6 protein-coding genes and 3 pseudogenes are annotated in these 11,547 nt (G+C 59.0%); 4 read left to right on the forward strand and 5 right to left on the reverse strand.

Annotated features, from left to right (window positions below; translation table 11 throughout):
- Positions 1–528: 528 nt before the first annotated feature.
- The 4 genes and pseudogenes from repC to ACFQAU_RS19235 all read right to left on the reverse strand — a co-directional run bounded on the left by repC (position 529) and on the right by ACFQAU_RS19235 (position 5,071).
- Positions 529–1,736: pseudogene (gene repC / locus ACFQAU_RS19220) on the reverse strand (plasmid replication protein RepC).
- A gap of 213 nt (positions 1,737–1,949) precedes the next feature.
- Positions 1,950–2,879 carry a plasmid partitioning protein RepB gene (gene repB / locus ACFQAU_RS19225; RefSeq protein ID WP_132446241.1) on the reverse strand — a complete coding sequence of 310 codons (930 nt, stop codon included), beginning with the start codon at positions 2,877–2,879 and terminating at the stop codon, positions 1,950–1,952.
- On the reverse strand, positions 2,863–4,056 hold the full coding sequence (repA, locus tag ACFQAU_RS19230) for a plasmid partitioning protein RepA (RefSeq protein WP_132446243.1): 1,194 nt from the start codon (positions 4,054–4,056) through the stop codon (positions 2,863–2,865). The genes repB and repA overlap by 17 nt, the downstream gene beginning before the upstream one ends.
- Positions 4,057–4,190: 134 nt before the next feature.
- Positions 4,191–5,071 (reverse strand): annotated as a pseudogene (locus tag ACFQAU_RS19235) (recombinase family protein).
- A 118-nt stretch (positions 5,072–5,189) separates the two neighbouring features.
- Here ACFQAU_RS19235 and ACFQAU_RS19240 point away from each other — a divergent pair.
- The gene (locus ACFQAU_RS19240) at positions 5,190–7,028 is read left to right on the forward strand and encodes an SWIM zinc finger family protein (RefSeq protein ID WP_386284462.1); all 1,839 of its coding nucleotides are present in this window, start codon (positions 5,190–5,192) and stop codon (positions 7,026–7,028) included.
- Positions 7,022–8,614: a DEAD/DEAH box helicase gene (locus ACFQAU_RS19245; protein ID WP_386284464.1), complete on the forward strand. Its 1,593-nt coding sequence runs from the start codon at positions 7,022–7,024 to the stop codon at positions 8,612–8,614. Before ACFQAU_RS19240 ends, ACFQAU_RS19245 begins: the two co-directional genes overlap by 7 nt.
- A gap of 103 nt (positions 8,615–8,717) precedes the next feature.
- On the opposite strand, the gene ACFQAU_RS19250 is transcribed toward ACFQAU_RS19245, so the two are convergent.
- Positions 8,718–9,812 (reverse strand): tyrosine-type recombinase/integrase, encoded by a 1,095-nt coding sequence (locus tag ACFQAU_RS19250; protein WP_120352530.1) that lies wholly within the window; start codon positions 9,810–9,812, stop codon positions 8,718–8,720.
- 158 nt (positions 9,813–9,970) lie between these two features.
- Here ACFQAU_RS19250 and ACFQAU_RS19255 point away from each other — a divergent pair.
- A pseudogene (locus ACFQAU_RS19255) lies at positions 9,971–10,854 on the forward strand (DUF1403 family protein).
- 1 nt (position 10,855) lies between these two features.
- Positions 10,856–11,464, forward strand: a complete 609-nt coding sequence (gene scpB / locus ACFQAU_RS19260) for an SMC-Scp complex subunit ScpB (RefSeq protein ID WP_132446251.1) — start codon at positions 10,856–10,858, stop codon at positions 11,462–11,464.
- Positions 11,465–11,547: the final 83 nt, after the last annotated feature.

The raw sequence follows: 11,547 nt of genomic DNA on the forward strand, positions 1-11,547 counted from the left end.
TCAAACGGTTTTGGCAACCATCAATCGTCTGCTCCTTGTGCGCTACGGCCCGTAGCCACGATATCATGCAACAGACATCCACAACCTACCTCTCAGGCATTAGCACCGATGAAGGCCAAGCGAATATCCGAGGCCAGGACCCAAATCGCCGTCAGCAGGCGCCGGATAGCGTAGAGCCAGTTATTGAGGGTATTCATCATCAGATCTCAGACATCGAAAAGGGCAGGGGCCGCGGAGGCGCGCAACTGCTAGGTTGGCTGCAGCGCAACGATCTGTATGTTCTTCGCTAGCCGCCTTGGCGCTACTAGCAGCGATGGTCACCAGCTGAGGTTTCACCATGGTGATCGGGATGCCCTCGTCATCAGATCTTCGCCGCGACGAAGGCGAAAGCCACTTTCACGATCTCAAATACCGCCATACCTCAACCCCTAACTTTTCTTTCTCAGACACCGTTTGTGTGCCGAGAGCCTACTTAACAGCTGTTAAGTTATGCCATGCCAGCCGCACGCGATCGGAGTTTAACAGCTGTTAAGCCGCGTTCCGCCGGCCAATCAATGCCATGACCATTGGGCCACAGGAAAACTCGCCTGCCGCAGCTTTGGTAGTCAGAGCTCGCAAGTATCCACCAGGCGATCTTATGTCGGCGAAGCGTTCCAGCATCGCAGCAACAACGATCGACGCTTGCTCCGGACCCATGAACCGCTGTGCTTCTTCCCATGCAGACGCACTGATCCCCATGGCTGGCCGCACATGGCACGCCGCATCGAAAAGCTGATGCCAATGCCGGATCTCACCTTGGTAGAAGGTCTTAAGCGAGGGGCATGCCGCTATCACTAGGTGGAGCGGGATCTTTGGCAGATGTCTTGTGTCCTGTTCATCAACGTCAGCCACCGGCTCATTCGTATCCACATCTGGCACACCCGCCGCCCCTCTTTTTCTAAAGCAGGTTCAAAATCTATAGATTCTTTATTTGAATTATGATGGTGACGCTCAGATTGGGCATCATTGGTGTTCATTTCTTCTGTTTCAGGGCCATCAATGATGTTGCGTGCCTGGTCAAGGAGAGCTTCAAGATCGGCTCGATAGGCCGCGAGGTCCTCAATTGAAAGCTTGCGGCGAAGCGCGCGGGCTGTGAGGGCAGCCTTGTCGCGAAGCTGATCCCAGAAGCCTAGGCCTGGCTGCATCTCGTCTCCGAACTCGGCGAGGGCCGCGAGATCGCGTCGCATGAGGCTTACGACCTCTCTCAGGCGCCTGACGCGCTCCTCAGCCTCACGTACGGCCTCTGCGGCCCGTGCTATCTCCTCAGACTGGCAGTAGAGCGGGGAAAGATCGAAGCCAAAGGCGACGCGGTCTTCGCCGTGCTTGCGGACGTAGCGCTTCCCATTGGGGCTATCGCGCCGCTGGAGCAAGCCAGCCTCGACGAGACGCGCGAGGTGACGACGCATCGTTGAGCACGGCATGCCATTGAGGCGCTCGCAGATTGCCTTGTTCGAGGGGAAGACGACCATCTCGGCGTTCCCGCCAAGCGCATCGTCCGGAAAGAAGCTGAGGAGCCCCTGCAAAACAGTCAGATCACGTTCCGAGACCCCAAAGGCCGCTTGCGCCTTGGAGAGCTCGCGCAGGAGTTCCCACTTGTTAACGGGTCTGGCCGGAACAGATGCCTCGGGTCGCTCGATGACGCGCAAATGAGCGTGCGAAATCGGCCGCATAAACGGCGAAATTGGTGTGTACTCCATGAAAATGTTCACGAAGACAAAAATTCTAGGGCCCGCGAATCGCTTTGCGCTTGCGGGGTAGGGGCCAGAACGCTACATTCAGAAGTGCGAAAACTGAGATTTTGTAGCGGGCTGATCCCGGTGCGAAACCTTACAAAGGTCTCGTGAAGCTAGCTTCTCGGGGCCTTTTTCTTTTTGCCTGTATCGTGCCTCCTTCTTGTTGGTTGCTCTTCCTCAGTCTTCTGAACGCTTCCAGCGCTCATGAAGCTCGGCAATCAGCTTTGGGGCATTGCCCTCCAACCAGCTGATAAAATCAGGTTCATCCGTAGTCAGATCGAGTTTAAGCTGCTTGCCTTGGCGGCCGGTCTTGACCGTCGCAGCTCCGACACCGGGGATCGCCAAAGCAGGCACACCCTTTCTAGATGGGCTTACTTTCTTTTCTGCGCTCTTCGCAGCTGCCAGAACTGCGAGAAACGCACGCTCAGAAACCTCATCGACCGAGCCGGAACTGTCGGACTTGGCTGCATGAGCTATGGCTAGCAGTTGGTCCCGATCACCGTCGTAGGCACCCAAAGCCTTTTTGAGCTCTTCCCATCTCGGGCGACCAATCCCAGGAGCTGCACCAATTGCCTGGATGAGATCCTCACCGACCGTCCGAACGACACTCAAGAGCTGTGAAACCCCAGCTTCGTGGAGGTTAAGGACTTCGGCGACACCACGATTGGTGCGCTCAGCACCTTCCAAATGGTCGCCGTCCAGAAGCGCCGTCGCTACAAGCGCACGTTCAATAAAGCTCAGATCACGACGCTCTTGGTTCTCGAGAAGCTGATCTCGAAGCGCTTGATCACCTTCAACCTCTGTGACGATGCCTCGAACTTTGATACCGAGTTCGCGACATGCTTCCAAGCGTCTGCGGCCATAGATCAGGTTGTAGCGATCGCCTTCCAGTGGGCGGACCAAGACAGGCACACGCTGACCGTTCTTGGAAATAGAGTTCTTCAGGCCCTCAACTTCAATCTGAAGCCTGTCATCCAACCGTCCTTCGGTAACAATCTGCGCCGGATCGATCTCAAAAACACCGCCACGCAGTCGGCGCCCTTCAAGAGCGTCAGGAGCGTTGCGAAGGGTCTGCAGCGGCAGGCCAAGTTTAGGCTTTCTTGCCATTCCGCCCCCATGTGTTCTGGATGATTTCAGCGATCTCATCGTTCACTGCATTCATAGATTCGATCGCACGATCAAACGTCTGACGCGTGAAGTCCTTCTTGTCAGCTTCGTAGAGCGTTTGCTTGGTCAAGCCGGCATCAGAAATTGCGGTCGACTCAACCATGTGATTGGTCAGGACCGACCTCCCAAAGAGCCCGCGAATGAAGGCGATGACTTCGGTCTGTGGCGCGTCGCCGACTTTGTATCGCGTTGGCAAGAAGCGAAGCCAATCGAAGCGCAGATTTGCGCCTGCATCCCTGATTACTCCCAGGAGATCCGCCGTCATTCGCAGGAATTGGGACATCGACATAAGGTCAAGCATCTGCGGGTGAACCGTCACGAGCACACCCGAGGACGCGGAAAGTGCTGACATTGTCAAGAAACCAAGTTGCGGCGGACAGTCGATCACAACAACGTCGTAGTTCGCTTCAACACTATCGAGTGCGTCATGAACTCTCGCGAAGAACGCCTTTGCTCCGCCTCGCTGGATCGCAGCAGGCGTCTCGTGCTCGAACTCCATGAGTTCAAGGTTGCCCGGGATAAGATCAAGGCTGCGGATGTAGGTCTTGCGGATCACTTCGGCGATCGGAACCGGATCGTCATAGCGAACGGCATCATAGAGGGTTCCGCCCTCCATGAGGTCGAGTTCTGGCTGGATTCCGTGAAGAGCCGAAAGAGATGCTTGGGGGTCGAGATCGATCGCAAGAACTCTGTACCCCTTGAGCGCCAAGCGCTGAGCGAGGTGAGCAGACGTCGTCGTTTTGCCGGACCCGCCCTTGAAGTTCACCACTGAAATGACTTGAAGCTCGTCACTGTCGCGACGCCCAGGCACGTAAGTTCCAGACTTTTTTGCGTTTCCTTCAAGCGTCTGCCGGATTTCCCAGATATCGTCGAGCGTATAGCGGCGATGACTTCCCGCCGTCGTCTCGACGTCAACGATCTTTCCTTCTCGATGAAGCTTCCGAAGATAGGTATGGTCGACGCCAAGGAGCTCAGCAGCTTCGCCGCTGGTCAAAGTGCGCATCACCTTCTTTGCATCCGGTGGGAAGTGCGCAGCGCGCTGAGCATGCAGGTTCGACGCGAGAAGTTCCGCGTAGTGCCCGATGGCGATATCTAGATCTTGTTCTGCTTCGCTCATGTCTGCCCCGATCCGTGGGCGCGTTTTTTATGTGACCGCGCGTTATTTTTCGAGACTATTGCCCGACCAGCCAGATTCGTGCAAGCACTTTCTAGATTTAGTGGCAATCCGTTAAGCCAACACAAGTGTCGTGTTCACAGGAGCCCCAACTTTTCCGCACGCTCAAGCAGCATTTTGACCGAAGACGGCTGCCAGCTAGTACGGCCTCGAGGGGTGCGCTCACGCATCGATTCTAGCCGGTCGCAGATCGCCTGCAGTGTAATTTCGGGGTCCGAGCCTTTGATGGCAGCCACGATAGCTGGCAGGCGGTCATCGGTTTCGCGGCGTCCGGCGCGGCCAAGCACTTCATCTGGTAGAAACCCGTCGCGGACATAGGCTTTCACAGCACGGAGTAGGCGGCTTTGGGTCCAGTGCCGGTCGTGGGGCAGGGGGCCATTAATGATTCGCAAAACATCTTCCCAGGCCATATCCGGCCGTAGGCGTCGCACGTGGGGCACCCAATCCTGCGCGGTTTCGTTCAGGCGCTCCATGTAGCCGTCCTGTCGTGCCAGCCGCACCTTGCGCAGCGCGGCGGGGTCTTTGGTGCGAAGCCCAGGATTGCCACCAACGCGCCCTTTGGCGCGCGCAGAGGCAAGCCCGGCCTTTGTGCGCTCACGTATCAGCGCGCGCTCGAACTCGGCCGCGGCGCCCAGAACCTGCAATGTGAATTTTCCTTGAGGGGAGGCGGTGTCGATTGGATCCTGCAGCGAGCGGAAGAAAGCTCCCTTGGCCTCCAGACGTTCGATCACCTCCAGCAGATGCGACAGGGATCGCGCAAGCCGGTCGATCCGCACAACGACCAGCGTATCGCCGCTCTGGACGCGTTCGAGCAAACGCGCGAGTACAGGACGCGCGCGATTGCCGCCTGAGGCGTGCTCTTCAAAGATCTCGGCACAGCCCGCAGATTGCAGCGCCTCAGACTGGGGCAGGGGGTCTGATCCTCCGTGGAAACGCGGGCATAGCCTATCAGGGGCATGAAAACGGGGCCGATTGCAATTTCATATGCCGTTACTAAACGACCGATTGATGGCAGAAGAATAACGTTTCGGAGGTTGGTGCCACCTTTTTTCTGTAAGTTCCACATAGGCGGCGCAATGGAAAACCGCTATCTGGAAGAATATGCGGGAGACCTGTGGGCCGGGTCTGCGGGGCGGGCATTGGGGTGTTGCATGGACTTACGGTTGAGGGATTATTTTGATGTCGGCACGCTGCAACGCGGTGAAGATTATGCGCATCGCGGTCTGGTCGCGACGGTCGAGCCTCTGCCGGATGGGAGTATCCGCGGGCGCGTGTTGAATGGGCGCGGGGAAAGCTACCAACAGCGGATTACCCTGAGCAACAGCTTTGTGGACGGGATTTGCTCTTGCCCGGTGGGGCATAATTGCAAGCACGTGGTCGCTGTTTTGATGACATCGGCGGAACGCGATTCCAGCTCCCCGCAACTGGCAGCACCGGTGCGGGGTTGGCTGACCCGTGTCAAGCAGCAGCCGACAGCCCTAGTGCCGCCTGAGGCACGTCCCGAGGACTATCCGGACAAGGTGAAGGAACGCCTGCTTTATGTCCTGATCCCGAATGAAACAAAAGTCAGGATCGACATTTACAAGGGCCGTATCAATGCTGCTGGCACGGGCCTGAACAAGGCGATCCGGCGCTATGATGCGCTGCATGCCCTGCGCAGCAACGCTGTGGCAAAATTCATCCGACCGACCGATCTGGAGCTTTTGTCTGCGCTGGCGCAGACCCAACTGTGGGAAACGCACTATAGCTACGGCCTGCCCGGTATGTTCAAGCCAAAGGGGCAGGATGCTTTGCCCCTGATCCGGCGCTTGTGCGACACGGGTCGCTTCCTCCATGACAATTCTCCGGACGCGGAGTTGAGCTGGTCAGAAGCGTGTCCAAAGGCCAGACTGGCCTGGCGCATGGCGGCGGATGGCAGTCAGAGCCTGGGGTTTGAGGACGCAGACGGCATACAGTTGGAGTTGCGGGCGTTGGACGGGGCAGCGCTATGGGTGAACACCGCGCACGGTCAGATCGGGGCGCTGGCACAGCCGGTGCAGATTGAGGCGCTGCAGCTTGTCCAGAGCGCTCCCCAAGTCGCGCCCGATGAAGCGGCGGCCCTGGCTGCGGAGATGCCCGCCACGCTCGCTGGACTGGCCTTGCCGCCGCCGCATGTGGCGCGACAGAGACGGCGCGCGGCCCATAAACGCATCGCTCGTTTGACGCTTGGAGCGGAGAGCGCGCGTGACGGCTATAGGCGTTGGGACAGCGTTTCTGTCACTCTGCCAACACTGACATTGCGCTTTGTCTATGACGGGCAGGAGGTTTGGGAAGGCGACGCCGACCCCCGGGTCGTTGAAAACAACGAGGTCGTAACGCTGACGCGCGATCATCAATGGGAAGCTGCTTGCGTCATCCGGCTGATGGATGCAGGGGCGATACCCGTTGACGAAATGGACTATCTTTTGCCGAGCGCTCGAATGCTGCAATGCGATTTCGTCTTCGCTGAGGAGGAGATGGGCGCGAACAGTATGCGCCTCCCGTCGTCGCGCGATGGTCTCGAGTTTGCGTTCCGGACGCTGCCCGGGTTGCGGACCGAAGGCTGGGAAATCATTGAAACATCAAAGTGGCCCTTCCGTTTGAGCGATGAAGCTGCCGCGCTGACGGTTGCAACACAGGCCGAGGCAGGCGACGCATTCCACGGCAACGACTGGTTCTCGCTGGGGTTTCAAGCCGAGATCGGCGGCAAGCCAGTGGATGTCGCGCCCCTGATCGCGGCCTTTCTTGAACAGGTGCGTGACGAATGGGACGCCGTGCCGGATGTCGACGTCCTGTCGCAGCATCTGTCCGATAAGCCGGTTTACCTGAACCGGGGCAAGGCGGGCTATGCCCCCTGGACCTCAGTCCGCTGGCACCCCTACTCCATCTGGTGCTGACGCATTATGCCGAGTTGGGCGCGCTGCACCCGTCGGATGCCGATGTCGCTCGGTTGGCAGAAAAGGCGCTGGCAGGCAGCTCGGTACACTTCGCCGATAACGCCGGGATCATTCCGCTGGCTCGTAGCCTGAAGGCATTGGCCGAGGCCGAGAGTTTTGCTCCACCAAAGGGATTGCGCGCGCAGTTGCGCCCCTATCAGGCCTATGGTTCCGCCTGGATGGGCAGCTTGCTCGAAGCCGGTTTTGGCGGAGTTCTGGCGGATGATATGGGGCTGGGCAAGACAATTCAGGTGTTGGCCCTCTTGCAGGCACGTCGCGAAGCAGGAGCAGCTGGCCCGGCGCTTCTGATCGTACCGACCAGCCTGCTGCATGGCTGGCAGATGCAGTCCGCGCAATTCACACCGGATATTCGGCTCGTGGTCCTGCATGGCACAGGCCGGGCGGCGCTGCGCGACGAGGCTCTGCGCGCCGATCTGGTCGTCACCACCTATCCGTTGCTGGCGCGTGATCAAGACTGGCTGACAGCGACAGAGTGGCCTCTGGTGATCCTGGACGAAGCGCAAACCCTCAAGAACCCTGCGTCGCAAATGGCCAAGAGCCTGCGCAACATTCCTGCCAAGGGGCGGCTGGCGCTGACCGGCACGCCGCTGGAAAACTCGCTGCAAGACCTTTGGACACTGATCGACTGGGTGAATCCGGGTCTTCTGGGGTATAGAAAAGAGTTTCAGAAACTGTTTCGCACCCCGATCGAAAAGCATGGTGACGCGGTCGCACAATCGCGTCTCAACCGTCGGCTGCGCCCCTTCATGCTGCGTCGCACCAAGGAGCAGGTCGCAACCGAACTTCCTCCTAAGACCGAAATCCTGGAACGGGTGGAGCTGCCAAAGCCGCAGCAAGCGCTTTATGAAGCCGTACGCAGCACCATGGATGCCCGGGTGCGCGAGGCGATCAGCGCCCGTGGTCTGGCCGCAGCGCAGATTACCGTGCTCGATGCGCTGCTCAAGCTGCGGCAGGTGTGCTGCGACCCGGCGCTGGTCAAGACTGACGCGGCGCGCGCGGTGGCGAACAGCGCCAAACGCTCGCGATTGCGTGAATTGCTGGCCGAGCTGGTGGCCGAGGGTCGCCGCGTTCTGGTGTTTTCGCAATTCGTTGAAATGCTGCGTCTGATCGAAGCGGATCTGGCCGCCGCCGGCATCCCCCATCTGACGTTGACGGGCCAGACGCAAAAGCGTGCCGATGTACTGGAAAGCTTCGCGAAAGGCACTGCGCCGGTTTTCCTGCTTAGCCTGAAAGCCGGTGGTCTTGGGCTGACCTTGACCGAGGCGGATACGGTGATCCTTTATGACCCATGGTGGAACCCAGCTGTGGAGCGTCAGGCCATGGACCGCACCCATCGCATAGGTCAGGACAAACCGGTATTCGTGCATCGTCTGGTCGCCGCAGGCACAGTAGAGGAAAAGATACTTGACATGCAGTCGCGCAAACAGGCGCTGGTCGACGCCTTGTTCGACAAGGATGGGGGACAGGCTGGCCCGTTGCTGGACGAGGCGATACTGGAAGATCTGTTTGCGCCGCTCGGGGTGTGACAGGGGCTCGCCGCCTAGACGTTGCGCCAAAGCATGCGAACGCGGCTCTTCCGGCTTGAGATGTTACCGACCATTTCTGGCAAACGCGCCGAAGGTCCGAAGATTACAGCCCCGCAGCCTTGGTCAGGTTTACGCGGAACCGGTCGCGGCGACGCTGATAGCGGCGGGTCATTTCGGCTGAGGCGTGACCAAGATGCTTTTGGACGTAGCGCTCATCGACTTCGGCAGAGCTCGCGAGACCGGCGCGCAAGGAATGGCCGGAAAACAGCGCCAGGCGCTCTTTTTCGGACAGTTCGGATCGGATGCCGGCGTCGAGGACCGTGCGCTTGATCAGTCGTGCGACATGTTTGTCGTTCAGGCGTGTTTCAGATGCGCACTTGCCATCCCGCGAGGTGCCGACGAAGACAGGGCCGAAGTCGATCTTTGCAAAGTGCAGCCATTGTTCCAGCGCCTGGACCGGGCAGGTTTGATCGCTGGAGCCGCGGCCAATCTCGACCTCGCGCCAGCCGGTCTTCGCGTTGAGCGTGAGCAGGGCGCCTTTGTCGAAGATCTTAATCCAGCCACCAGAATCCGGCGTGTCGTCCTTGTGCACGTCGAGGCTGACGATTTCGGATCGGCGCAGACCCCCCGCGTATCCCAACAGCAGGATCGCGCGGTCCCGCAACCCACGCAGATCGAAGGGAAGGCTGCCCACCATAGCGAGTATATCGTCGGCCATGATTGCTTCTTTCCGAACCGGCGGTCGCGCGTGCCTGCGCTTGATCCCGGCAAGCACGGAGGCGATGTGGCGGTTCTTACGATCAAGGGTGAAGCCGCGCTGAGTGTAGTTCCAGCCAAGGCCAGAAAGACGGCGATCGATTGTCGAGACTGAGAGGGCAGGGGCCTTTCCCGTGGGTGCCGCCAGGTTGGCGAGGTAGAGCCCGATCATCTCGGGTGAAGGCGGCAAAGGGTCCGTTCCCTTCAGTCTGCACCAGCGGGTAAAGTGCGCCCAGTCTTTCGCATAGGCCTTCAGGGTATTCTCAGAGGCCGCCTGCTTTGCATAGCTGCGTGCGGTTTCTACCAGCTGATCGACGGTGCCTGAACCAGCCACATGCGAGGGCAAGGTGATGCTATCACTTTTCTCTTGATCGCCCTCGCCGACGCAAGCATCAAGTTTGTCAGAGGGCGTTGACGTCGATTTCTCGATCTCTGTGTCCATTCTTTCCCCTTAAAATTCGCTGATTTTGAGACTGTGTAGCAGCATATTCCACCAAGTCCGATAATGTAAACTTATTGGACATAGAAAAGAACCGCAAGGCGAGGCGGTTGGTTCGGTATTATCTGGAATAAAGCGCCGCGCAATTGTAGGCTGTGGGCATGACCTTTGCCCAACCGGATCACATCAGCGACCTCGATACACTACCCCGGATGCCCGCCTGGGTCACCTCCGTGCGTTCTAAAACCCTTGAAGATGTTGCGTTTTCGTCGGGCGCGGCGCTGAACCACCTGCATCTTGTGTTGGGACGCGAGGACGTGCCTCACGCCTTGATGCGTGACCGCTTGGCGCTGCGTGCAGCCGAGGCCTGTGTAACGTTCTCTGGCCGCCCGGAGCGGGCCAGGGAACTGCGCGACTTGCTCCATCTGCTGCGCCCCGGCGACCTACCCGGACCGGCGGGTGAGATCTACTTTTTTGGCGGCGTGCCACTGAACGGCCGGTGTCGGTCAAGGCTCTCGGCCGCGCCTTGCCGACCTTCGAGCCGGGCCAGATTGCGACGTGGCTGAATACGGGGCAGGGGACTCCCGTCGTCCGGGCCGCAACGGTGCTGGAGACGGTGCTGAGGGAAGCGCCGCGTGCCGATGTGCCGGCGCTGATCTTAGCGGAGGCGGCCCTCGCTCAGTCGCTCGGATGGAAACATCTTATACCATTGCTGGCCCCGAGCCTAAAACGTGCGGACCTGCTCAAACAAGGTGATGACCTTCGCCTCGCCTGTCATCGCGCCATCATTGTTTCGGCGGTCGAGACGATACGCCTTGCTACCGATCTCACGCGGCGGGCTGAACATGTGAAGGCGGTTGCGCCGAAGCTCCGCGCTAAGGGGGCAGCGAAAGCCGTCGAGATGATTTTGAGCCGCGATGCCGTCGCAGCAGCGGCGCTGCCCTTGCCGCCTCGCGCTGCGCGGCGGCTTTGCGACCGGCTTGTCGAACTGGGGGTGGTGCGCGAACTCACTGGCCGCGACACGTTCCGGCTGTACGGAGTATAAGATGGCGAAGTATCGATCTGGGTCAGAGCTTGACTGCGAGCTTGCTAATCTTCCACCCGAGCTGCGCTGGCGGGAATGGATGCGACGGATCGAAGCAGTGCTTTTTGCTTCTGCTTCACCTGTGCCTCGCGCGGATTTGGCGCGGGTGGTAGGGCAGGGAGCGGCAGTCGATCTCCTCATCGAGGACCTGGCCACCGTTCTGGACGGACGCGCGTTCGAAGTCGCTGAGGTGGCGGGTGGCTGGATGATGCGCACAAGAACTGCTTATGCCCCAGCGATCCGCGCGGCTGCAAACGTTGGTGAACAACTGCTGAATCTGAATGAATTCGATGTCGCGGTGTTGGCGGCTATTGCTTATCACCAGCCGATCACCCGCGACGGGCTGAAGGATATTTTTGGCAAAGAAATCAGCCGCGATTTAATTGGTCGCTTACATGCGCGCGATTTGATTGGAACGGGACCACGCGCGCCTCAAAGAGGGGCTCCTTACACGTTTGTGACGACAGAGCAGTTTTTGATCGCGTTTGATCTTGAGAGCTTGCGAGATCTTCCGAACAAGGAGCAAATGGTAGATGCCGGTTTAAGCGTAGAAAACACGGAAGCTGGGTGAATAGATGTTACTCGAACTGTTTGCCTTGTGAATGGTTTTAGCCTAAGCAACTTTAGGGTGTCGGGTGACGCCTTATTCTACTT

The sequence above is a fragment of the Sulfitobacter profundi genome (genome assembly GCF_042661425.1).
Taxonomy (GTDB): Bacteria; Pseudomonadota; Alphaproteobacteria; order Rhodobacterales; family Rhodobacteraceae; genus Sulfitobacter; species Sulfitobacter profundi.

Bases quoted from the DNA above. Each gene is read 5' to 3' on its own strand.
- repB (WP_132446241.1), bottom strand. From the start codon at position 2,879: ATGGCAAGAAAGCCTAAACTTGGCCTGCCGCTGCAGACCCTTCGCAAC.
- repA (WP_132446243.1), bottom strand. From the start codon at position 4,056: ATGAGCGAAGCAGAACAAGATCTAGATATCGCCATCGGGCACTACGCG.
- ACFQAU_RS19240 (WP_386284462.1), top strand. From the start codon at position 5,190: ATGGAAAACCGCTATCTGGAAGAATATGCGGGAGACCTGTGGGCCGGG.
- ACFQAU_RS19250 (WP_120352530.1), bottom strand. From the start codon at position 9,812: ATGGACACAGAGATCGAGAAATCGACGTCAACGCCCTCTGACAAACTT.
- scpB (WP_132446251.1), top strand. From the start codon at position 10,856: ATGGCGAAGTATCGATCTGGGTCAGAGCTTGACTGCGAGCTTGCTAAT.